General features: G+C 63.7%; 23 protein-coding genes. 11 read left to right on the top strand and 12 right to left on the bottom strand.

The genetic code is table 11. The annotated features are described in order from the left end of the window. Window positions 1-260 precede the first annotated feature (260 nt). From JV551A3_RS16950 to mcpP, 3 genes are all read right to left on the bottom strand, one after another. Window positions 261-830, bottom strand: a complete 570-nt coding sequence (locus tag JV551A3_RS16950; RefSeq protein WP_133973229.1) for an AAA family ATPase — start codon at window positions 828-830, stop codon at window positions 261-263. Continuing rightward, window positions 827-1,393 (bottom strand): nicotinamide riboside transporter PnuC, encoded by a 567-nt coding sequence (gene pnuC, locus JV551A3_RS16945; protein WP_133973227.1) that lies wholly within the window; start codon window positions 1,391-1,393, stop codon window positions 827-829. Before pnuC ends, JV551A3_RS16950 begins: the two co-directional genes overlap by 4 nt. 193 nt (window positions 1,394-1,586) lie before the next feature. Next, complete coding sequence (gene mcpP / locus JV551A3_RS16940) at window positions 1,587-3,221, bottom strand: methyl-accepting chemotaxis protein McpP (protein WP_133973225.1); 1,635 nt, start codon at window positions 3,219-3,221, stop codon at window positions 1,587-1,589. Window positions 3,222-3,520: 299 nt separating this feature from the next. Here mcpP and JV551A3_RS16935 point away from each other — a divergent pair, with 299 nt between their 5' ends. Next, window positions 3,521-4,351 (top strand): undecaprenyl-diphosphate phosphatase, encoded by an 831-nt coding sequence (locus JV551A3_RS16935; protein WP_003258998.1) that lies wholly within the window; start codon window positions 3,521-3,523, stop codon window positions 4,349-4,351. After that, on the top strand, window positions 4,344-4,757 hold the full coding sequence (locus JV551A3_RS16930) for a DUF1294 domain-containing protein (RefSeq protein WP_133978980.1): 414 nt from the start codon (window positions 4,344-4,346) through the stop codon (window positions 4,755-4,757). The genes JV551A3_RS16935 and JV551A3_RS16930 overlap by 8 nt, the downstream gene beginning before the upstream one ends. Before the next feature lie 120 nt (window positions 4,758-4,877). On the opposite strand, the gene JV551A3_RS16925 is transcribed toward JV551A3_RS16930, so the two are convergent. Then, window positions 4,878-5,237, bottom strand: a complete 360-nt coding sequence (locus JV551A3_RS16925; RefSeq protein WP_133973220.1) for an MmcQ/YjbR family DNA-binding protein — start codon at window positions 5,235-5,237, stop codon at window positions 4,878-4,880. Then, window positions 5,230-6,132: a LysR substrate-binding domain-containing protein gene (locus JV551A3_RS16920; RefSeq protein WP_015270172.1), complete on the bottom strand. Its 903-nt coding sequence runs from the start codon at window positions 6,130-6,132 to the stop codon at window positions 5,230-5,232. The genes JV551A3_RS16925 and JV551A3_RS16920 overlap by 8 nt, the downstream gene beginning before the upstream one ends. Before the next feature lie 133 nt (window positions 6,133-6,265). On the opposite strand from JV551A3_RS16920, the gene JV551A3_RS16915 reads away from it, so the two are divergent. Continuing rightward, window positions 6,266-6,877 (top strand): FMN-dependent NADH-azoreductase, encoded by a 612-nt coding sequence (locus JV551A3_RS16915; RefSeq protein WP_049277030.1) that lies wholly within the window; start codon window positions 6,266-6,268, stop codon window positions 6,875-6,877. 164 nt (window positions 6,878-7,041) lie between these two features. Here the strand turns inward: JV551A3_RS16915 and JV551A3_RS16910 are convergent, their stop codons facing one another. The 3 genes from JV551A3_RS16910 to JV551A3_RS16900 form a co-directional block, all read right to left on the bottom strand. After that, window positions 7,042-8,244 (bottom strand): NAD(P)/FAD-dependent oxidoreductase, encoded by a 1,203-nt coding sequence (locus JV551A3_RS16910; RefSeq protein WP_133973218.1) that lies wholly within the window; start codon window positions 8,242-8,244, stop codon window positions 7,042-7,044. 69 nt (window positions 8,245-8,313) lie between these two features. After that, window positions 8,314-8,913, bottom strand: coding sequence for a helix-turn-helix domain-containing protein (locus tag JV551A3_RS16905; protein WP_025339404.1), 600 nt, complete (start codon window positions 8,911-8,913; stop codon window positions 8,314-8,316). A gap of 39 nt (window positions 8,914-8,952) precedes the next feature. Beyond that, window positions 8,953-10,905: an oxidoreductase gene (locus tag JV551A3_RS16900; protein WP_133973216.1), complete on the bottom strand. Its 1,953-nt coding sequence runs from the start codon at window positions 10,903-10,905 to the stop codon at window positions 8,953-8,955. Between the two features lie 176 nt (window positions 10,906-11,081). Here JV551A3_RS16900 and JV551A3_RS16895 point away from each other — a divergent pair, with 176 nt between their 5' ends. The 6 genes from JV551A3_RS16895 to JV551A3_RS16870 all read left to right on the top strand — a co-directional run bounded on the left by JV551A3_RS16895 (window position 11,082) and on the right by JV551A3_RS16870 (window position 15,248). Next, on the top strand, window positions 11,082-12,125 hold the full coding sequence (locus JV551A3_RS16895; RefSeq protein WP_112253925.1) for an ABC transporter substrate-binding protein: 1,044 nt from the start codon (window positions 11,082-11,084) through the stop codon (window positions 12,123-12,125). Window positions 12,126-12,148: 23 nt separating this feature from the next. Beyond that, window positions 12,149-12,904, top strand: a complete 756-nt coding sequence (locus JV551A3_RS16890) for a class II aldolase/adducin family protein (protein WP_133973277.1) — start codon at window positions 12,149-12,151, stop codon at window positions 12,902-12,904. Between the two features lie 145 nt (window positions 12,905-13,049). Next, the gene (locus JV551A3_RS16885) at window positions 13,050-13,934 is read left to right on the top strand and encodes an EamA family transporter (protein ID WP_133978978.1); all 885 of its coding nucleotides are present in this window, start codon (window positions 13,050-13,052) and stop codon (window positions 13,932-13,934) included. Between the two features lie 215 nt (window positions 13,935-14,149). Further along, entirely contained in the window at window positions 14,150-14,470 is a 321-nt protein-coding gene (locus JV551A3_RS16880; protein ID WP_003258990.1) for a YbjQ family protein, read from the top strand. A gap of 138 nt (window positions 14,471-14,608) precedes the next feature. Next, window positions 14,609-14,797 carry a hypothetical protein gene (locus tag JV551A3_RS16875; protein WP_003253897.1) on the top strand — a complete coding sequence of 63 codons (189 nt, stop codon included), beginning with the start codon at window positions 14,609-14,611 and terminating at the stop codon, window positions 14,795-14,797. A 139-nt stretch (window positions 14,798-14,936) separates the two neighbouring features. Then, entirely contained in the window at window positions 14,937-15,248 is a 312-nt protein-coding gene (locus JV551A3_RS16870) for a hypothetical protein (protein ID WP_133973212.1), read from the top strand. 46 nt (window positions 15,249-15,294) lie between these two features. On the opposite strand, the gene JV551A3_RS16865 is transcribed toward JV551A3_RS16870, so the two are convergent. Together JV551A3_RS16865 and ampC are read right to left on the bottom strand one after the other, a co-directional pair. Beyond that, window positions 15,295-15,627 (bottom strand): hypothetical protein, encoded by a 333-nt coding sequence (locus tag JV551A3_RS16865; RefSeq protein WP_003253895.1) that lies wholly within the window; start codon window positions 15,625-15,627, stop codon window positions 15,295-15,297. 301 nt (window positions 15,628-15,928) lie between these two features. Beyond that, a complete protein-coding gene (gene ampC / locus JV551A3_RS16860) occupies window positions 15,929-17,071 on the bottom strand; it encodes a class C beta-lactamase (RefSeq protein ID WP_133973210.1) in 1,143 nt (380 codons plus the stop codon). Window positions 17,072-17,190: 119 nt separating this feature from the next. Between ampC and JV551A3_RS16855 the strand changes: the two genes are divergently transcribed. Continuing rightward, window positions 17,191-18,183, top strand: coding sequence for a bile acid:sodium symporter family protein (locus tag JV551A3_RS16855; protein WP_015270181.1), 993 nt, complete (start codon window positions 17,191-17,193; stop codon window positions 18,181-18,183). A 170-nt stretch (window positions 18,184-18,353) separates the two neighbouring features. Here the strand turns inward: JV551A3_RS16855 and JV551A3_RS16850 are convergent, their stop codons facing one another. Then, on the bottom strand, window positions 18,354-18,947 hold the full coding sequence (locus JV551A3_RS16850; protein WP_133973205.1) for an eCIS core domain-containing protein: 594 nt from the start codon (window positions 18,945-18,947) through the stop codon (window positions 18,354-18,356). Continuing rightward, window positions 18,934-19,497, bottom strand: a complete 564-nt coding sequence (locus JV551A3_RS16845) for a TetR/AcrR family transcriptional regulator (RefSeq protein ID WP_133973203.1) — start codon at window positions 19,495-19,497, stop codon at window positions 18,934-18,936. Before JV551A3_RS16845 ends, JV551A3_RS16850 begins: the two co-directional genes overlap by 14 nt. A gap of 89 nt (window positions 19,498-19,586) precedes the next feature. On the opposite strand from JV551A3_RS16845, the gene JV551A3_RS16840 reads away from it, so the two are divergent. Continuing rightward, a complete protein-coding gene (locus JV551A3_RS16840) occupies window positions 19,587-20,318 on the top strand; it encodes an SDR family oxidoreductase (RefSeq protein WP_133973201.1) in 732 nt (243 codons plus the stop codon). The last annotated feature ends 14 nt before the right edge of the window (window positions 20,319-20,332 follow it).

The raw sequence follows: 20,332 nt of genomic DNA, 5'->3' as shown, positions 1-20,332 counted from the left end.
GATGCGAACGAGGGAGCAGAAGGTGTGCCGCTTTTGAGAAGCGTTTGCAGATCAAACGCTTAAGGTGAGCCCCACGACAAGCTGCGGCGTATTCTGTCTCAGGGTTGAAACAGGCAGCCGCCAGCGGTGCAGGCAAAGCCAGTGCTGGCCTTGATTGGAAGGGTTTTTGCAGGGTTGTTTCAGCTGCTTGACACTAGCTTCGACGCCGCGGAAGGCCCCATGTTTTCAGGGGCTTCGCCGCACGGGGGTGTGTCAGTGGGTTAACACTCGGTTGGGCAGGATGGCGCATCGCTACCAATGAGACTAGCCACTGTTTGCAGTGCCAGCAACTGGCGTTGTGGCCAATTGCCCTCAATTATTTTGTACGCCTGGCCATGCCGTTGCAGCCAGTGCAGGCTGTCGTCGAAAAAGCGCTGGCGATCACGCAGTTCGGGCTGGCTGCGCTGGCCATCGGCAACCCAATCCACGCCCTGTGGGCTCAGCAACAGGTGCAGATGGTAATGCCGCGCCAGCAGCGCCTGCTCCAGCCAGGCCGGGCAGTCGCCGAACAGGGCGTGGCTCCAGAGCATGTTGCTGAGCAGGTGGGTGTCGAGAATCAGCAGCGGCGGTGCCTGTTCGCGGGCGTGGTCTTCCCAGGCCAGCTGGCCGCGAGCGATGGCGGGGATATCGGCATAGCAGGTGTCGCGGCATTCCTGGTCGATGAAGTGGCGCACGTATTCGGCCACCACCACGCCGCCGAAATGGGCCTGGATCACACCGCTGAGCCAGCTCTTGCCACTGGACTCCGGGCCGCACAGCACCAGCACTTTCATGGCCTGTGCCGCGCTCATGGCTGCACCAACGCCGGAGCACGGCGCCATTCCAGCCAGCCGCGCACGGCAATCAGCGTGAGCACGGCGAAGAAGCCTGCGGTGAAGTACAACTGCTGATCCAGGTACTGGCCCACGTAGACGATATCCACCACCACCCATAGCGGCCAGCACTGCAGGCGCTTCTGCGCCATCCACAATTGTGCCACCAGGCTGAAGCCGGTCAGGGTGGCGTCAAGCCAGGGCAGGGCGGCGTCGGTCCAGGTGGCCATGGCCGCGCCCAGGGCGGCGCTCAGCAGCACCCCGCCGGCCAGGCCGACGAGCAATGCAGGGGTCTGCAGGCGGGTGACCTGGCGGGCGTCTTCTGCATGGCCCGGGCGCTTCCATTGCCACCATCCGTAGACCTGCAGGATGGCATAGGCCAGTTGCAGCAGCATGCCGGAGTACAGCTTCACCTCGTAGAACAGCCAGCCATAGATCAGCACCATGACCAGGCCGATCGGCCAGCACCAGGCGTTCTGCTTGACCGTGAGCCAGACAGCGGTGACGCCGAGGACGGCGGCAATGAGTTCAAGGCCGGACATCGGCGATCCTTGGAGACTACGGGGGAGGGCGCGATTGTAGCGGGTCGGCCGGGGAAGGTGTAGGGCGTTGGGGCCTTTGGGGCTGCTCTGCAGCCCATCGCGACACAAGGCCGCTCCTACAGGGGACGCGATCGTCTGTAGGAGCGGCCTTGTGTCGCGAAAGGGGCGCAAAGCGCCCCCGGCATTCTCGACCTTATACCCGGAACTGCCGCAACAGTTGCTCCAGCTCTTCGCTCAACTGCCCCAACGCCATCCCTGCATCGCTGGACTGGCGCGCCGCATCGGCGGTCTGCTGCGACAACCCGGCAGTATCCAGCACATTGCGGTTGATCTCTTCGACCACATGCGACTGCTGCAAGGTGGCGCTGGCGATGGAGGCATTCAACGCCGTGAGGTTGTTCAGCGCCTGGTTGATGGCATCCAGGCTGGCACCGGCCTCGCGGGCCTGCTCGACGGTCTGGCGCGAGGCTTCGCTGCTGGTATCGATGGCTTTGACTGCAGCGTCCGACTGGCTTTGCAGATGCTCGATCATGGTATGGATCTCGGCCGTAGACTGCGCCGTGCGCTGGGCGAGCAGGCGCACCTCGTCGGCGACCACGGCAAAGCCACGGCCTTGCTCGCCGGCCCGGGCCGCCTCGATGGCTGCGTTCAGGGCCAGCAGGTTGGTCTGTTCGGCGATGGAGCGGATCACGTCCAGCACACCACCGATGCGCGTGCTGTGCCCGGCCAGGTCGCGGATCACCTGCACGGCCTGGTCGATGGTCAGCGACAGCCGATCGATTTGCGCCAGGCTGCCGTGAATGGCCTCCTGGCCGTGTGCCACCTGCTGTTGCGCGGTGCGCATTTCACCGGCGGCCTGTTCGGCGGTCTTGGCCACGTCCTGCACGGCGTAGGTCACTTCGTTGACCGCGGTGGCCACCTGGTCCATTTGCAGCGACTGCTGGGCGCTGTGTTGTTGCGCGGCGCCGGCATTGTCGCCGACATGCCCGGCGGACCGGGCCAGGGCATGGGCCGCCCCTTGCAACTGGCCGATCACGCCTTGCAGCTTGCCGTTGAAGCGGTTGAAGTGCTCGCCCAGATGGGTGATTTCGTCACGGCCGTGAGTGTCCAGGCGCCGGGTCAGGTCGCTTTCACCGCTGGCGATGTTGCCCATGGCCTGCACCGCTTCCTGCAACGGGCGGGCGATGCTGCGGGCAATCAGCATGACCACCAGCGCCATCAGCAGGGCGATGACCACGCCCACCAGCGAAGCATCACGCAACTGGCGGGTGAACTCGGCCTGCACATCGTCGACGTAGACGCCCGAGCCGATGATCCAGCCCCAGGGCTTGAACAGCTGGATGTAGGAAGTCTTGGCCACCGGCTCGCTGGCACCAGGCTTGGGCCAGCGGTAGTTGACCGGCCCGGCATCCTGCTGCCGTGCCAGGGCAACCATTTCGTTGAACACGGCAAAGCCGTCGGGGTCGCGGATGGCCGACAGGTCCTGGCCGTCGAGCTTGGGGTTGGCCGGATGCATGATCATCTTCGGCCCCAGATCGTTGATCCAGAAGTAGTCGTCGTGGTCGTAGCGCAACGCGCGTACCACTTGCAGCGCCTGTTGCTGGGCCGCTTCGCGATTGAGCGTGCCGGCTGCCTCCAGGCCTTGGTAATAGGCCAGCACACCGGCTGCGGTCTGGACCACGTGGCGGGTCTTTTCCGCTTTGGCCTGGTACAGGTCCCCGTGGATCTGACGCAGCATCAGCAGGCCCAATACCACCAGCATTGCCACCGCCACCAAAAGGATCAGCCACAAACGGCGGCTGATAGACATCGATCTCAGGGTTTTCATACCACAGCTCCCGCATTGTTCTTTTTATATAGGCGCATCCAAGCATGCTTTGCGCCAGGCCCCCACTCGACCAATGGCTAAGTGCTATACATCCGATAGTCTGCAGCAGGTTGTACAGGGCGATTGCAAAGGCGCTCTGACAGGATTTCGGCCGCCCAAGATGAAACCTTTAGGCGGGGTGAACTTTTCTACTGGCATTGCGCCCAACAGTCGCTGTAAAACAGCCGGGCCGCGCGCGGCAATTTCAAGCAAATCAAGAACAAGGGGCCTGCCACGAGCAGCGCTCCATCGGGGGAACGATGGATTTTTGGACTGCCTTTCAGGCAATCATCTTGGGCGTGGTCGAAGGGCTGACGGAGTTTCTGCCGATCTCCAGTACCGGCCACCAGATCATCGTCGCCGACCTGATCGGGTTTGGTGGCGAACGGGCCATGGCTTTCAACATCATCATTCAGCTGGCGGCGATCCTGGCGGTGGTGTGGGAGTTTCGCGGCAAGATCTTCGACGTGGTGTTCGGCCTGACCAGCCAGCCCACGGCGCGACGTTTCACCGGTAACCTGCTGTTGGCGTTCCTGCCGGCAGTGGTGCTGGGCGTGCTGTTCGCCGACCTGATCCACGAGTACCTGTTCAACCCGATCACCGTGGCGGCTGCACTGGTGGTGGGCGGGGTGATCATGCTCTGGGCCGAGCGCCGCGAGCACCGTGTGGAAGTGGACCACGTGGACGACATGCGCTGGAGCCACGCTTTGAAGATCGGTTTCATCCAGTGCCTGGCGATGATCCCGGGCACTTCGCGCTCCGGCTCGACCATTATCGGCGGCCTGCTGTTTGGTCTGTCGCGAAAGGCGGCGACCGAGTTCTCGTTCTTTCTGGCGATGCCGACCATGGTCGGTGCGGCGGTGTATTCGGGCTACAAGTACCGCGACTTGTTCCAGCCCGGCGACCTGCCGGTATTTGCCATCGGCTTCGTCACCTCGTTCATCTTTGCCATGATCGCCGTGCGCGGCTTGCTCAAGTTCATTGCCAACCACAGCTACGCGGCGTTCGCCTGGTATCGCATTGCCTTTGGCCTGCTGATCCTGGCGACCTGGCAGTTCGGCTGGGTTGACTGGGCGACGGCGCATGGCTGAGGCGACACGGGGGCAAAGGAAGGAGGGCGTACGCAACGTGCGCCTGAAGCTGCTGCTGTTGGGCCTGCTGTGCCTGCTGCCGGGCCTGGGCGCGGCGCGCATGGCCTGGGTCGACCAGGCTTGGTGGCCGCTGGCGCTGTACCCGGCAATGAGCCTGATCAGCCTGTTGCTGTATTGGCAGGATAAACAGCAGGCGCGTACCCAGGCCTGGCGCACGCCCGAGAAGGTGCTGCATGCCAGTGAGTTGCTGGGCGGCTGGCCGGGGGCGCTGCTGGCGCAGCAGCTGTATCGGCACAAGACGCGCAAGGTGTCGTACCAGCTGGTGTTCTGGGGGATTGTGCTGGCGCACCAGGTGTTCTGGGCGGACTGGCTGTTTCTTGGGGGGCGGTACCTGCCCTTCAGTTGATATGTGACTGTGCTGGCCTCTTCGCGGGCTTGCCCGCTCCCACAGGGTTTTCACTACTCTCAAGGCCTGTGGAGTACCGGTGGGAGCGGGCAAGCCCGCGAAGAGGCCGGCACAGGCTAGCTAGATCACCAACCCCACCTGCAACCGCTTCGGCAACCGCCGCACCACCAGCTGGTGCGAGCGCTGCAACAGATCACACAGCTCCTCGCGCCCCATGGGGTAGGGGGACGCCATGCTGATCCACCGCGCCCGTGCCAGGTACGGCGCAGGCCGCACCCCCGGGCGATCGCAGTAGCCGAGAAACAGTTCGTCGGCCACCTTGAATGACAACCCCGCACCCGCCAGGTCGAGCACCGCGAACATCTTGTTGCCTGCCACCGAGAACACACGAATGCCACCCCATTTGTAGTCTTCCCGCGCACCCGGCAGGCTCAGGCAGAACGCTGCCACCTGGGTTTCGCTCATGTTTCGCTCAGACATACTTTTCTCCACAGGCCTCGAACGACGCCGCCAGGTGGTCGATCCACACCCGTACCGCAGGGAGCAAGCCGCGCCGATGCGGGTATACCGCCTGAAGGTAGCCACCCGGCAGCGACCAGTCCGGCAGCAGGCGCACCAGTTCGCCTCGCTCCAGTTCCTCTTCACAGAACATGCTAGGCAGCGCAGTAAATCCCAGGCCCGCCCGTACAGCAGCATTACGTACTACGAAATCATCGATGGCAAGGCGCGGCTCCAGGGCTATTTCCTGTTGTTTGCCATGGGGGCCGAACAGGCGGAAGTGTACCAGCCGGTCCGCCTCGGCAGCGCCCAGCACCGGCAACGATGCCAGTTGGCCCGGTTCGCGAATGTGGTCGGCGAAACCGGGCGCTGCAACCAGTTGCATCTGCGCCTGGCGCAGGCGGCGAGTGACCAGGGCCGGGTCTTCATCGCCCAAGTCCCGTACACGCAAGGCCACATCGATCCCTTCGGAAATCAGGTCGACCCGGCGGTTGAGCAACACCATGTCCAGTTGCACCAGCGGGTACTGTGCGAGAAAGCGGCTGATCACATCAGGCAGGAAAGCGTGGGCCAGTGCCACAGGGCAGGACACCCGCAAGCGCCCGCGCGGCTCGCTGCTCATGCTGGCCACGGCTTCGTCGGCGGCTTCGGCCTCCAGCAGCATGGCCTGGCAGTGGTGCAGGTAGCGCTCGCCCACCGCGGTGAGCTTCAGTTGCCGTGTAGTGCGTTGCAGCAGGCGTGTGCCCAGGCGTTCTTCAAGCTCGGCGATACGCCGCGACAGGCGCGACTTGGGGATGCCCAGCTGGCGGCCGGCTGCGGCGAAACCGCCGGCTTCGACCACGCGGGCGAAGTAGAAAAGGTCGTTGAGGTCTTGCATGGGAATGTCTCACTGTTCCATCTGTAGGACAAACTAACGCATTTTTGCCGCCTTATCAGCCATTGTTGATGTGGGTAGGATTCTCTCCATCGTGATCGCCCAACGTCGCGGTCTTCATTCACAGGAGAGTCCCATGAAACTGTTGCATATCGATTCGAGCATCCTGGGCGACAATTCCGCCTCCCGCCAACTGAGCCGCGAAGTGGTCGAAGCGTGGAAAGCCGCCGACCCGAGCGTGGAAGTGGTGTACCGCGACCTGGCCGCTGACGCCATCGCCCACTTCTCTGCAGCTACCCTGGTAGCGGCTGGCACCCCCGAAGATATGCGCGACGCAGCCCAGGCCTTTGAAGCCAAGCTGAGCGCGGAAACCCTGGAAGAGTTCCTGGCCGCCGATGCCGTGGTGATTGGTGCGCCGATGTACAACTTCACCGTGCCGACCCAGCTCAAGGCGTGGATTGACCGCGTTGCCGTCGCCGGCAAGACCTTCCGCTACACCGAAGCTGGCCCGGAAGGCCTGTGCGGTAACAAGAAGGTAGTGCTGGTGTCCACCGCTGGTGGCCTGCACGCTGGCCAGCCGACTGGCGCCGGGCATGAGGACTTCCTCAAGGTGTTCCTGGGCTTCATCGGTGTCACCGACCTGGAAATCGTCCGCGCCCATGGCCTGGCCTATGGCCCTGAGCACCGCAGCCAGGCGATCGATGCTGCCCAGGCGCAGATTGCCAACGAGCTGTTCGCTGCGGCCTGATTCGGCTGTCTTGCACTAGCGTCAAAGGCTGCGCGAACTCTGTGGGAGCGGCCTTGTGTCGCGAAAGGGCCGCGAAGCGGCCCCAGAGATCTCGGTGTAAACGCTGACATCCTGGGGCCGCTTTGCGGCCCTTTCGCGACACAAGGCCGCTCCCACAATCAACCTCAGGCTACCGGAATGGCCGGGTCAGCCGCTGCCAACGCCGCAGCACGTTCGGCCGCCGGCGGATAGATCCACATCGTATTGATCTGCGCCTTCAACACCTTGGCCTCGGCCTTGTCCTCCGGTGGCGACACCGTGCGCTCCCACCCTTCGGTATACACCGCCCCCCAGGCCCCAAGGTCGAGGCAGGTCACGTACTTGGGCTGGCTGTAGGTCTTCGGTGCCACGCCAATCAGCTCGGCCGCCGCGTTGTTACCCGCATGACGCCCCAGTGGTATCGCATGCTGGCAGGACATAACCGTGTAATTACCAAGCTCGTCGCAGGCGGCATAGGCCACATCACCTGCTGCGTACACGGCATCATTGTCTTTCACCTTGAGATTGCCATCGACATGCAAGCGGCCCTGGCGGTCGCGCTCGCCGCTGACCTGTTCGGTGAGCGGGTTGGCCTTGAAGCCCACGGTCCAGATGACCGTGCTGGCGTCGATGCGCTGGCCGTTGTCCAGCAGCACGCCGGCAGGGTCGACCGAGGCTACCGTGGCGCCGCAGATCCATTCCACGCCCAGGGCCTCGGAGGCCTGCTCGATGGCGGGGCGGATGCCGTCACCCAGGGCCGCGCCGATCTTCGCCCCACGGTCGACCACGACCACGCGCAACGCCGCGCCCTCGCCGAGGATCTCGCGCAGTCGGGCCGGCAGTTCGGTGGCTGTCTCGATGCCAGTAAAGCCACCACCGGCCACCACCACGGTATTGCGCGCCGGTGTGTCGGGCAGCTTGGCCAGTGACTTCAGGTGGGTTTCCAGGCGCGCGGCGCTGTCGAGCTTGTCGACATCGAAAACATGCTCGATGCCGACCATGTCGGGCCGGTTGAGCACGCTGCCGCAGGCCATGATCAGGCGGTCGTAGGGCAGGGCGCACTGGGTGCCGCTGCGGGTGCGGTAGCCGACGCGGCGGGCCGATTCATCGATGTGGAAAGCCGTACCCTGTACGAAGCGGACGTTGACGGCATCGAACAGCTCTTGCAACGGCGCGGCCATGGCATGTACGTCGGGTTCGTAGAAGCGCGGGCGCACATGCAGCTCGGCCTGGGGTGCAAGCAAGGTGACCTCGACATCCTTGCGGCCGTGGAGGTCAAGCTGGCGGACGGCGCTGAGCGCGCTCCAGAGGCCGGCAAAGCCCGCGCCAATGATCAGGATCTGCTTCATGGTTGTGCTCCTCGAAAGTTCGGTTAACAAGGTAGACCCTGTTGCCGGATGTTGGGGAGCGAGCTTGCTTCAGAATGTTGGCGGCGTGATCACCCAGATCACCACGGCATCCACCTCACCGGGGTTGCCATAGCGGTGCGGTTCCTGGCTCGAGAAGCTGAAACTGTCCCCTTCACCCAGCTGGAAATGCCGCTCGCCCACCCACAGCTCGAAGCTGCCACTCAGGATATAGCCGGCCTCTTCACCGTCATGGCTGTAGCTCTGCTGGCTGTAGCTACCCGGAGGGAAGCGTGAATGCAGGATTTCCAGCTGGCGGTTGGGCTGGGGCGTGAGCAGTTGATCGACGATGCCATCTTCGTAATGCACGCTCAGGCGGCTGTTGCGCCGTACCACATAGCCCTGGTCCTCGGGCGCAGTGGTGGCTTCGCTGGCGAAGAACCACTGGATGGTCACCCCCAGGCTGCGGGCGATGTTGAACAGCGCCGGAATCGACGGGTAGGAGAGGTTGCGCTCCAGCTGGCTGATGTAGCCAGCGGTCAGTTCACTGTGCGTGGCCAGCTCTGCCAGGGTCATGCCACGGCGCTTGCGCAGGCCGCGAATGCGGCTGCCGAGAAACTGCGGCGCGGCGCCCCCGGCTTCGCTGGCGGGGGGCTGGGGAAGTTGGCTCATGCACGTCGGTCCATCGTAAAAGCCGCAGTATGTACAGCCTCAGAGCGCCCAGGCAACCGTCAGGCCATCGTGAATCGCTTCTTCGGCGGTACGCGGCGCCAGGCAGTCGCCAATGCGGCGCACCTCGACCAGGCCGGCCAGCTCCGTGGCCAGGCGGTCTTCCGGTTGATGGCCCAGGCACAGCACCAGGGTGTCGATGCCTTCGAAGATCATCGGCTCGCCGCTGGCAGTGTGCTGCAGGTACACCGTGTTGTCGTCGGTGCCATACAAGCGGGCATACGGTGTGATGGGAATACCCAGGCGATGCAGCTCGCCGGCCAGTTGATCACGCACGTACAGCGGCAGGTTTTCGCCACAATGGGTGCCATTGACCGCCAGCTGCACCTGGTGGCCTTCGCGTACCAGGCGTTCGGCGATGCCGGGGCCGATCCAGTCGCAGCGCCAGTCGATCACCAGCACCGAACGCCCCGGCTTTGCCTCGTTGCGTAGTATCTGCCAGGCATCCACTACCTGTAGCTCACCGGTGCGCTCGAAGGCTGGCCAGTAGGGGGTTGCGCCGGTGGCGGCGATCACCAGGTCGGGGCGTTCTCGCTCGACCAGTGCGCGATCGACCCGGGTATTGCGCACCACTTCCACACCCGCCAGGGCCATTTCCCTTTGCAGGTTGGTGCTGGCGCCACCGAACTCGCTGCGCCGTGGCAGCAACTGTGCCAGCAGCACCTGGCCGCCGAGCTGCGGGCCTGCCTCGTACAGCGTTACCTGGTGCCCGCGCGCAGCGGCCACGGCGGCGGCTTTCATGCCAGCGGGCCCGCCGCCGGCCACGAGAATGCGCTTGGGGTGGGTAGTGGGGGTCAGTTGCCCGTACTGCAATTCGCGGCCGGTCTCCGGCCGCTGGATGCAGGAAATGGGCAGGCCGCGATGGAAATGGCCGATGCAGGCCTGGTTGCAGGCGATACAGGCACGTACGTCCTCGACCTGGCCATGCTCGGTCTTGTTCGGCATCTGCGGGTCGCAGATCAGCGCGCGGGTCATGCCGCAGACATCGGCCTGGCCACGAGCCAGGATCAATTCGGCTTCCTGAGGCTGGTTGATACGGCCGGTGACGAACAGCGGAATGCCCAGGTGTTGCTTGAAGGAGCCGGCCTCCCGGGCCAGGTAAGCCGGTTGGATGGCCATCGGCGGCACGATATGCACGGCGCCGCCCAGGGATGCCGATGTGCCGGCAACGATGTGCAGGTAGTCGAGCTGGCCCTGCAAGGCAACCGCTGCGGCCAGCGATTCGTCCTCGCTCAGCCCCTGGCTGTCGCGCTCGTCGGCACTGATGCGCAGGCCGATGATGAATTGCTCGTCGGTGGCCGCGCGTACGGCGGCCAGCACTTCGCGCAGGAACCGCAGGCGCTGCTCCAGCTCACCGTTGTAGCCATCCGTACGCTGGTTTACCCGCGGGTTGAGGAATTGCGCAGGCAGGTAGCCATGGCTGGCGACCACTTCAACACCGTCCAACCCGGCCTGGTGCAGGCGGCGGGCAGCGCTGGCATAGCCCTGGACGATCTCGTCGATCATTGCCTGGTCCAGCGCACGCGGCATTACCCGGAAGCGTTCATTGGGCACCGCGGACGCCGAGTAGGCCACCGCCAGCAATCCGTCCGCCGACTCCATGATCTCTCGCCCGGGGTGGAACAGCTGCGAAAGCACCACGGTGCCATGCTCATGGCAGGCCTCGGCAAGCTGGCGGTAGCCGTCGATGCAGGCATCGTCGGTGGCCATCAGCACATGCGAGGTGTAGCGGGCGCTGTCATGCACCCCGGCGACCTGCAGCACGATCAGGCCGACGCCACCGGCGGCGCGAGCGCGCTGGTAGGCGATGAGTTTGTCGTTGACCAGGTTGTCGGTAGGCAGACAGGTGTCGTGGCCGGTGGACATGATGCGGTTCTTCAAGCGTTTGCCGCGGATCTGCAAGGCTTCGAACAGATGAGGGAAGGCGGTCTGCATACAGGCGGCTCCGGTACGGTGTTGTTTTTGTTTTTTTATAGAAGTGTAGCCATAGTAAAAAATCAACTTGTTTTTTTACTGGTCGGCGACTAGGTTTTTCTCACCCTCATGGCGAGGGCGTGACCTCACAACAACAAGAAAACGGGCCCCTCGGGCACCGGCAGGAGGCAATTACGATGCAGGTATTCCCACGTGTAAGCGGCCTTTGCGCAGCGTTGCTGGCCATGGGCCTGGGCAGCGCGCAAGCGGCACCGCAAATGGTCGTGGTCGGCTATGGTGGTGCCGGGCAGAAAGCCCAGGACGAGGCGATCTTCAAACCGTTCAGTGCCCAGGATGGCAGCAAGCTGATCCAAAGCGAGTACAACGGCGAAATGGCCCGGATCCAGGTAATGGCCGACACCGGCAATGTCGACTGGGACGTGGTGCAGATCGAAGGGCCTGACCTGATGCGCGGCTGCGACGAGGGCATCTACGAGCAGCTGGACTGGCAGCGCATGGGCCATGCGGGTGAACTGATTGCCGATGCCGCGCAGGCCTGCGGCTCGGCCGCGCTGGTATGGAGCGTGGCCATTGCCTATGACCGCAGCAAGCTGGCCCAGGCGCCTGCGTCGTGGGCCGATTTCTGGGATGTAAGCAAGTACCCGGGCAAGCGCGGCCTGCGCAAGCGTGCGGTGTACAACCTGGAGTTCGCCCTGATGGCCGATGGAGTCAAGGTCGAGGATGTGTACCAGGTGCTGGCCACGCCGGCCGGGGTCGAGCGTGCCTTTGCCAAACTCAGCGAACTCAAGCCGCATATCCAGTGGTGGGACGCCGGCGCGCAACCGGCGCAGTGGCTGGCCGCGGGTGATGTGGTGATGACCTCGACCTACAGCGGGCGCATCGCCGTGGCGGCCCAGCAGGGCAGCCCGCTGGCGGTAGTCTGGCCTGGCAGCCTGTATGGCATGGATTACTGGGCGATCATCAAGGGCTCGCGGCATGTCGAGCAGGCCAAGCGGCTGATCGCCTACGCCAACCAGCCGGATACCCAGGTGCGTTATGTACAGCAGATTCCCTATGGGCCGACCAATACCCAGGCGGCAGCGAAGCTCGACCCGTCCCTGGCCAGTTGGGTGCCTACTTCGCCACAGAACCTGCAGGGGGCGTTGGCGATGAATGTGGAATTCTGGGTCGACCATGGCGAAGAGCTGGAACAGCGCTTCAATGCGTGGGCCAGCAAATAGCGTTCTGCAAAGGGGTAACGATGATGACCGCAACGGAACAAAGCCTGCGCCAGGAGCTGGCCGCCTGCTATCGGCTGATCGCTCACTTTCGCATGAGCGACCTGATCTTCACCCATATTTCCCTGCGCCTGCCGGGGCCGGAGCACCACTTCCTGATCAACCCGTACGGCCTGCTGTTCGATGAGATCACGGCCTCCAGCCTGGTGAAGATCGACCTGCAGGGCCGGCCGGTCGATCCGACACCGCACCCGGTCAACCCGGCCGGTTTCGTCATTCACAGCGCCATCCATGCCGCCCGCGAGGATGCCCATTGTGTGCTGCACACCCACACCCGGGCAGGGTGTGCGGTGGCAGCGCTGGAATGCGGGCTGCTGCCGCTCAACCAGATGTCCATGGAGTTTTACGGCAAGGTGGCGTACCACGCCTACGAAGGGATAGCGCTGGACATGGATGAGCAGCGACGGCTGGTGGCAGACCTGGGCGACAAGCCGGTGATGATCCTGCGCAACCATGGCCTGCTGACCACAGGACGCAGCGTGGCCGATGCATTCCTGCGCATGTACTACCTGGAGAAGGCCTGCGAGATCCAGCTGGCGGCGCAGAGTGCCGGGCAGGTGATTTTGCCGTCGGCCGAAGTGTGCGCGCATACCGAGCGGCAGTTCAATGAGCCTGGGCGGGGGTTGAAGCAGGGCGAGCTGGCGGATCCGGATGCGTTGCAACTGGCTTGGCAAGCGTTGCTACGGATGCTGGAAAGGGTTGCGCCCGGTTATCGGAGCTGACGCGCGCTACAATCGCTGCGTCAAGATTTGCCCAATAACAGTCACTGTTGCGCAGCTCTATGCGGCAACTGTGCTGGTCCCTGTGAAAGGAATAGCCTTATGCTGTAACGAAATATGTCTAGAAAGCCTGAAGAAGGATGTCGCAATGCCGCTCAAGGACCTGCTCATCGCCCTGGTGGTGATTGTCGCCTGGGGAGTCAACTTCGTGGTCATCAAGGTTGGCCTCGATGGCTTGCCGCCGATGTTGCTGGGTGCATTGCGCTTCTTGCTGGTAGCGTTCCCGGCGATCCTGCTGGTCAAGCGCCCCAAGCTGCCCTGGCGCTGGCTGATTGCCTACGGTGCGACCATTTCGCTGGGCCAGTTCGCTTTCCTGTTCCAGGCCATGTACAGCGGTATGCCGCCGGGGTTGGCCTCGCTGATCCTGCAGTCGCAGGCGTTCTTCACCCTCGGCTTCGCCGCGCTTTTTCTCGGCGAGCGGCTGCGCTTGGCCAGCGTGCTGGGGCTGTTGGTGGCCGCCAGCGGCCTGGCGCTTATCGGCAGCGAAGACGGCGGCCATGTACCGATGCTGGCGCTGGTGCTGACCCTGTGTGCTGGTGCGATGTGGGGCATGGGCAACATCATTACCCGGCGTTTTGGCTCGGTTGACCTGGTGGCGCTGGTAATCTGGGGCGCGTTGATTCCGCCACTGCCGTTCCTGGCATTGTCCTGGTGGCTGGAGGGGCCGGAGCGTATTGGCCATGCCCTGGCCAATATCAGCTGGAGTTCGGTGTTGGCCCTGGCCTACCTGGCGTTTGTCGCCACCATGCTTGGCTACAGCCTGTGGAGCAAGCTGCTGTCGCGCCACCCGGCCGGCAAGGTGGCGCCGTTTTCGCTGCTGGTGCCAGTGATTGGCCTGAGTTCGTCGGCGTTGTTGCTGGGTGAGCGTTTGACCGCGACCCAGGGCTGGGGCGCATTGCTGGTTATGGCCGGGTTGCTGGTCAACGTGTTCGGCGCCCGCATTGGCCAACGGCTGCGCGCGGTTAGCGCCTAGTTGACGCCTTCACGCGCAAAGGCTGACTGAAAATCTGAAAGCTTGCGCGTTCCCTGTGGGAGCGGGCGCGCCCGCGCACACGGGCGAAGCCCGTGCCAACCACCGCGGTGCCTGCTTCGCGGGCACACCCGCTCCCACAATGGAGGCGTATCTGCGGGTCAGCGCTGCGCTCTGTTAGAATCGGCCTCTTTTGCCAGGCCAATGGAGCGCACCCCATGATCATTTCCACCACCAGCCAGCTCGAAGGCCGCCCGATTGCCGAATACCTGGGCGTGGTCAGCTCCGAATCGGTGCAGGGCATCAACTTCGTGCGCGATTTCTTTGCACGTTTTCGTGACTTCTTCGGCGGCCGTTCGCAAACGCTGGAAAGCGCACTGCGCGAAGCCCGGGAGCAGGCCACCGAAGAATTGAAGGCGCGGGCACGCCAGTTGCAAGCCGATGCGGTAGTGGGGGTGGATTTCGAGATCAGCATGCCGTCGGTACAGGGCGGCATGGTCGTGGTATTTGCTACCGGTACGGCGGTGCGCCTGAAGTAGAGCGCCTGCCGCTGGTCGGGTCCAGGGCTCCGGTCCGGGCGGTCCGCAAATGACCAGCTAGTCTCACTTTCACAGGCCGCGTTTAGTGGAGCAACGGTTCTGGTTGCCGACGCGTCCGCCACTGGAGGGAGACAGGGCATGAGCGAATCCTTTTTCGAAGACCTGAACGACGCGTTCCCGATCAACAGCCAGGTGCGTTGCGGCCAGGCGGCCTTCCGCCTGGGCTTCGCCCACATGACGCTTGATGATTCCGAACAGCTCCAGCCTGCACACCTGCAGCGCAGCAAAAAAGGCCGCTTCATGCCGCGGGTTCCACTGAAGAAGTGATCCCGCTCCAGCACAACCCCGCCGAATGGCGGGGTTTTTATTACATTTCTTGATCCGCCTCATGGCATTGCCGGGTAGCGCTCGCGGGAAAACCAAGGCTGTGGTTTTCTTGCGCGGCATTCCAGCAACGGAGGATTGAATGCTCATGCGAGTCAGGGAAAAGACCTATTGGCAATGGGCCGATGCCCAGCTGCACAGCCGCTGCCACGACGAAGCGCTCAGTGACGGCACCACGCTGGACGTGCAGGTGCGCTTGTCGCGCCTGGGGGCGACCCAACTGTTCCTGGGGTTGTATGCCGCCGATGGCCGAGCATTGCTGGAGGAGTATTACCCCGCACGGCCAGGCGAGACCATGACCCGGGCCCTGGTGTGGGGTGTTGACCGCGCCCGGGCGATGGCAACCGGCGCCTTGCCGCTGCCGGACCCCCGCAGCCAGCGGCGCCAGGCATGAAAAAGCCCGGCCTATGCGGGCCGGGCTCAGGTAAGGGTGGGAACCGTCAGTTGAGCGGCTCGATCACCTTGACTGCCTGCTGCTCACGGGCAGCGGGCCATTCTTGTTGCAGGGTCTGCAGGACGCGGCCAACGAACTCGGTGTCGGCGGCGGCCTTCTTGCCGACGTAGCCTTGGCCACGGCGGTAGACCTTGAAGCGCGCCCGCATGCTGGGCAGATGCTCTTCGAATTCATCTTCGACGGTGTTCGGTGGCAGGCGGTCGAGGCGCACTTCACCGGTCTGGCTGACCCACAGCAGGTGGTCGTCAAGGCTGTCCTTGCGTACGGCGAACAGCTGGGCCAATTGGTCGATAGTCGGATTGTTGTTCAAGTTCATCATAAAGCCCCCATTACCCATTCGTAGGTGATTTTTCACAGTTGGCGCTACCACGGTGTAGCGCACTACCAAGGCTGCTACAGCAGCATCGCAACAGGGGCTTTCTCACGCTGCCTTTTGGACAGTTTCCCTCTCCACGGACGGCCTGCGTTACCGCGCAGGCCGTCTGGAACACCCTTGCCACCGCTCCCGATCAGGGAGACGGCTTCATCATGCCCAAGGGCGATGAACGGCGTCAACCATTTTGTAGTGAATATTTTTGGTCACTACATTGTGTCGTTTTGTTCGACAATCGCTGCCCGCACTACAGCCCGGACAGAATGTCGAAGGCCGCGCGCACCCGGGCTTCGTTCGGGTAATTTCGGTTGGCCAGCAACACCACGGCCAGCTGTTCGGCGGGCACGAACGCGGCATAGGCGCCGAAACCATTGGTCGAGCCGGTCTTGTTGTACCAGGCTGCCGGCAGCGGTGGCAGGGCTGGTTGCAAGCGCGTGGTTGCCTGCGGTTCACGGACAAGCTGCGGGCCGTTGCCATCGACCAGTGTGCTCAGCGTGACCGGGTAGGGGTAGCGCTCCCAGCCCAGCCCCTGAGTCATGGCGCCCACCTGGAAGTAGCCCCGCTGGGTAATGGCCGTGGCTTGCGCCAGCGCTGGTGGCAGGCCCTCCGGCTGCATGTGCAGGCGCACATAGCGCAGCAGGTCGCTGGCACTGGTTTTGATGCCGTAGGCTTCGTCGGCGTAAGGGCCGGGGCCCACCCGCACCGGTTTGCCAGCACTGTCGTAGCCTTGGGCATACAGCCCCTGGGCGCTGACCGGGACCTGCAGGTAGGTGTTTTCCAGGCCCATCTGTTTCAGCAGGCCCTCGCTCATCAGCGTGGAAAACGGCTGATGCTGCGCGCGGGCGGCCAGGTCACCGAACAAGCCCAGGCTGGGGTTCGAGTAGCAGCGCTGGGTGCCAGGTTTGGCGCGGGGTTGCCAGTGACGGAAGAAATCGACCACTTGCTGCGGCGTCTGCACCTCATCCGGGAACTGCAATGGCAGGCAGTCGGCACTGTAGGCGCCCAGCTCCAGCACGCTTGCATCGCCGATGGGGGCACCGGCAAGGGCCGGGTGATAGCGCTTGGCCGGGGCATCGAGGTCCAGCTTGCCTTCGGCACTGGCCAGTGCCGCCAGGGTGGCGGTGTAGGTCTTGCTCAGCGAACCGATCTCGAACAGCGTGTCGCGGCTGACCGGCACATTGTCGGCCTTGCTGGCTACGCCATAGCTGAAGTAGTGCGCGTGGTTGCGAGCATAGATGGCCACCGACATGCCAGTGATGCCTTGCTCCTGCATCAGCGGGCGGATGATCTGGTCGACCTTGGCCTGCAACTGGTCGTCGGCCTGGGCGGCAATGTGGCCCAGGGTGAGCGTGATGGCGGCTGCAAGTGCAGCCAGGCGGGAGAGGGGCATGAGCGGGTCCTGTGCTGGAGCGTGTCCGTTGAGCGACACCGGTGGGGGTTCCGGCGTTAGCGGCGAAAAGCCGAAAACCTTATCGTCTGCCCTTGCACAATGACAAGATGGAAACTGCGATGAAGTATTTGCGAATGTTATTCGACAATTTCACCCTGGCCTTGCTCGGGGTGGTGCTGATTGCCACCGTGCTGCCTTGCTCGGGCGACGGCGCGGTGTACTTCGGTTGGTTGACCAACCTGGCCATCGGCCTGCTGTTCTTCCTGCACGGCGCCAAGCTGTCACGCGAGGCGATAATCGCTGGTGCCGGGCACTGGCGCCTGCACTTGCTGGTGTTCTCATGCACCTTCGTGCTGTTCCCGCTGCTGGGCCTGGCGTTCAAGCCACTGTTCGTGCCGCTGGTGGGCAACGAACTGTACCTGGGCGTGCTCTACCTGTGTGCCTTGCCGGCTACCGTGCAGTCGGCCATCGCCTTTACCTCGCTGGCGCGTGGTAACGTGCCGGCGGCCATCTGCAGTGCGGCGGCATCCAGCCTGCTGGGTATCTTCCTCACGCCGTTGCTGGTGATGATGTTGCTGGGGGCCAGCGGTGATACCGGTTCTGGCCTGGATGCAGTGCTGAAGATCACCCTGCAGCTGCTGGTGCCGTTCGTGGCCGGGCAGGTCGCCCGGCGCTGGATCGGTGCCTGGGTCAAGCGCAATGCGCGTTGGCTCAAGGTGGTGGACCAGGGCTCGATCCTGCTGGTGGTCTACACCGCGTTCAGCGAGGCGGTGGTCACCGGGCTGTGGCACACGGTATCGCCACAACACCTGGCCGGGTTGTTTGCCGTGTGCGGGATTTTGCTGGCGGTGGTGCTGTACGGTACCCGCCTGCTCGGCAAGCTGCTGGGCTTTGACCTGGAGGATCGCATCACCATCTTGTTCGCTGGTTCGAAGAAGAGCCTGGCCACCGGGGTACCAATGGCGCAGGTGCTGTTCGTCGGCAGTGGCATTGGCGCAATGATCCTGCCGCTGATGCTGTTCCACCAGATCCAGCTGATGGTCTGCGCGGTGCTGGCGCAGCGTTATGCCAGCCGTGAGCAGGTGGCTGAAGAAGCTTCTGCGGCGTCCTGATACCTGGTTTGGCCACTGATGCGGTCGCAGTGTAGGAGCGGCCTTGTGTCGCGAAAGGGCTGCGAAGCAGCCCCTCGATTTCAGCTTGGAGCAGATATTGCCGGGGCCGCTTTGCGACCCTTTCGCGACACAAGGCCGCTCCTACACTGTGACCGCGTAATGACCAGGAATTATCTGGCCTGCCCCGAACCACGCTCGCGCAGCGACTTGCTGACTTCGGCCTCGATCTTGTAGGCCGGCGCTTCGAGGTCGTCGTAGTTGCGCGTGTAGCGCCGGGCGAACTCTTCCACGCCCAGCTGCTGATACTGCTGCACATGCTTGAGCTCGTGTGCCCACAAGGCCACGTTGTCCTCGGCGTCGGCGGGGCGGCGGAAGATGATCGTGTCGATCAGTGTCACGGCGTTCACATCAGGGTTCTGCAGCAGCGCGTTGGCCGCGCTCATCTGCTGTTCATCACCCACGCGGAAGCGCGCCGCGTCGAGTACGGCAAAGTCGTACCAGGGTTCGAGTTGCGCACGGATATGCAACGGGATCGGCTCGACGCCGCTGGCGGTGGCTTCGTCGCGGGCCTGCTGCAAGGCGTAGGTCAGGCTGGAGGAAGCCAGTACTTCCACATCCTTGAAAATCTGCCCGGCCTGCCCGGGGTCGATGGGGGCACAGAAACACCCCATCAGGCATACCTGGTATTGCCCTGGCGGGCAGGCTTGTTCGGCGAGTGCAGGCAGGCTCAGCAGTAACCCCAGCAGTAGGCTAATCCGCTTCATGCAGGGCCTTCTCGACAAAGTGGCGGCTGGCGGCCAGTACCTGCGACTGCACGCTTTCCGTGGCCAGCATGCGCCCGACCAGCAAGGCGCCGACGCACTGGCTGATCAGTACCCAGGCCAAATCGTCATCCTCCAGGGTCGCGCTCCAGGCCTGGTGCAGTTCCACCAGCCAATGCTCGGCCACTTCACGTACGGGTGCTTCAGCCCGGGCGATTTCCACCCCCAATGGCGGCAGCGGGCAGCCACCCTCGGCATTGTGCAGGTGGGCCAGGCTCAAGTACTGCTGCAGGCAACGGCCCAGGCGTTCGCGGCTTGCGCCCTGGTTGGCCAGGCGCGCCAGCGGGCTGTTGCACAATTCTTGCCGCACAACCTCGGTGAACAGGTCGTCCTTGGACGGGAAGTGGTTGTAGAAGGCGCCGCCGGTCAGGCCGATCGCCTTCATCAGCCCGGCCACGCCGGTGCTGGAAAACCCCCCGCGTTTGGCCAGCGCGCCGCTGCTGGCCAGCAGCCGCTCGCGGGTTTGCTGCTTGTGTTCGTTGGTGTAGCGCATTCACTTGCCTCTGCAGGCGGGCTTGACGTTGGCAGCGATCATAACATAGCGTTCGTTTACTAAACGATCATTCATCAATGGAGACGGGCATGGCAGAACAACAAAAAGTGGTGCTTGTGATAGGCGCGGGGGATGCTACCGGCGGCGAAATCGCCAAGCGCTTTGCTCGCGAGGGCTACATTGCCTGTGTTACCCGGCGCCAGGCAGACAAGTTGCAGCCGCTGCTGGACGAAATTCGCGCTGCCGGTGGCCAGGCCCACGGTTTCGGCTCCGATGCGCGCAAGGAGGAGGAGGTGGCGGCGCTGGTCGAAACCATCGAGCGTGATATAGGCCCGATCGACGCCTTTGTGTTCAATATCGGTGCCAATGTGCCCTGTAGCATTCTTGAGGAAACCCCACGCAAGTACTTCAAGATCTGGGAGATGGCCTGTTTTGCCGGCTTCCTTACCGCGCAGGCGGTGGCCCGGCGCATGGTCCAGCGCGAGCGCGGCACCATCCTGTTCACCGGCGCCACCGCTGGCACCCGTGGCGCGGCGGGCTTTGCGGCATTCGCCGGTGCCAAGCATGCCTTGCGCGCCTTGGCCCAGAGCATGGCGCGCGAGCTGGGGCCGCGGAACATCCATGTTGCCCACGTGGTGGTTGATGGTGCCATCGACACCGCCTTCATCCGTGACACTTTCCCCGAGCGCTACGCCCTCAAGGGCCAGGATGGCATCCTCGACCCGGCACACATCGCCGACAGCTACTGGTTCCTGCATGCCCAGCCCCGCGACGCCTGGACCTTCGAGCTGGACCTGCGCCCCTGGATGGAACGTTGGTAAGCCCCTTTCCCGAG

The organism is Pseudomonas inefficax (assembly GCF_900277125.1).
In the GTDB taxonomy this organism is placed as follows: Bacteria; Pseudomonadota; Gammaproteobacteria; order Pseudomonadales; family Pseudomonadaceae; genus Aquipseudomonas; species Aquipseudomonas inefficax.
The sequence above is the reverse complement of the archived record's forward strand: the minus strand, read 5'-3'. Positions and strand labels throughout refer to the sequence as shown.

Bases quoted from the DNA above. Each gene is read 5' to 3' on its own strand.
- JV551A3_RS16925 (WP_133973220.1), bottom strand. From the start codon at position 5,237: ATGTCTGAGCGAAACATGAGCGAAACCCAGGTGGCAGCGTTCTGCCTG.
- JV551A3_RS16950 (WP_133973229.1), bottom strand. From the start codon at position 830: ATGAGCGCGGCACAGGCCATGAAAGTGCTGGTGCTGTGCGGCCCGGAG.
- JV551A3_RS16895 (WP_112253925.1), top strand. From the start codon at position 11,082: ATGCAGGTATTCCCACGTGTAAGCGGCCTTTGCGCAGCGTTGCTGGCC.
- JV551A3_RS16845 (WP_133973203.1), bottom strand. From the start codon at position 19,497: ATGCGCTACACCAACGAACACAAGCAGCAAACCCGCGAGCGGCTGCTG.
- JV551A3_RS16900 (WP_133973216.1), bottom strand. From the start codon at position 10,905: ATGCAGACCGCCTTCCCTCATCTGTTCGAAGCCTTGCAGATCCGCGGC.
- ampC (WP_133973210.1), bottom strand. From the start codon at position 17,071: ATGCCCCTCTCCCGCCTGGCTGCACTTGCAGCCGCCATCACGCTCACC.
- JV551A3_RS16885 (WP_133978978.1), top strand. From the start codon at position 13,050: ATGCCGCTCAAGGACCTGCTCATCGCCCTGGTGGTGATTGTCGCCTGG.
- JV551A3_RS16905 (WP_025339404.1), bottom strand. From the start codon at position 8,913: ATGAGCCAACTTCCCCAGCCCCCCGCCAGCGAAGCCGGGGGCGCCGCG.
- JV551A3_RS16865 (WP_003253895.1), bottom strand. From the start codon at position 15,627: ATGATGAACTTGAACAACAATCCGACTATCGACCAATTGGCCCAGCTG.
- JV551A3_RS16910 (WP_133973218.1), bottom strand. From the start codon at position 8,244: ATGAAGCAGATCCTGATCATTGGCGCGGGCTTTGCCGGCCTCTGGAGC.
- mcpP (WP_133973225.1), bottom strand. From the start codon at position 3,221: ATGAAAACCCTGAGATCGATGTCTATCAGCCGCCGTTTGTGGCTGATC.
- JV551A3_RS16920 (WP_015270172.1), bottom strand. From the start codon at position 6,132: ATGCAAGACCTCAACGACCTTTTCTACTTCGCCCGCGTGGTCGAAGCC.
- JV551A3_RS16935 (WP_003258998.1), top strand. From the start codon at position 3,521: ATGGATTTTTGGACTGCCTTTCAGGCAATCATCTTGGGCGTGGTCGAA.
- JV551A3_RS16870 (WP_133973212.1), top strand. From the start codon at position 14,937: ATGCTCATGCGAGTCAGGGAAAAGACCTATTGGCAATGGGCCGATGCC.
- pnuC (WP_133973227.1), bottom strand. From the start codon at position 1,393: ATGTCCGGCCTTGAACTCATTGCCGCCGTCCTCGGCGTCACCGCTGTC.
- JV551A3_RS16930 (WP_133978980.1), top strand. From the start codon at position 4,344: ATGGCTGAGGCGACACGGGGGCAAAGGAAGGAGGGCGTACGCAACGTG.
- JV551A3_RS16855 (WP_015270181.1), top strand. From the start codon at position 17,191: ATGAAGTATTTGCGAATGTTATTCGACAATTTCACCCTGGCCTTGCTC.
- JV551A3_RS16880 (WP_003258990.1), top strand. From the start codon at position 14,150: ATGATCATTTCCACCACCAGCCAGCTCGAAGGCCGCCCGATTGCCGAA.
- JV551A3_RS16875 (WP_003253897.1), top strand. From the start codon at position 14,609: ATGAGCGAATCCTTTTTCGAAGACCTGAACGACGCGTTCCCGATCAAC.
- JV551A3_RS16850 (WP_133973205.1), bottom strand. From the start codon at position 18,947: ATGAAGCGGATTAGCCTACTGCTGGGGTTACTGCTGAGCCTGCCTGCA.
- JV551A3_RS16890 (WP_133973277.1), top strand. From the start codon at position 12,149: ATGACCGCAACGGAACAAAGCCTGCGCCAGGAGCTGGCCGCCTGCTAT.
- JV551A3_RS16840 (WP_133973201.1), top strand. From the start codon at position 19,587: ATGGCAGAACAACAAAAAGTGGTGCTTGTGATAGGCGCGGGGGATGCT.
- JV551A3_RS16915 (WP_049277030.1), top strand. From the start codon at position 6,266: ATGAAACTGTTGCATATCGATTCGAGCATCCTGGGCGACAATTCCGCC.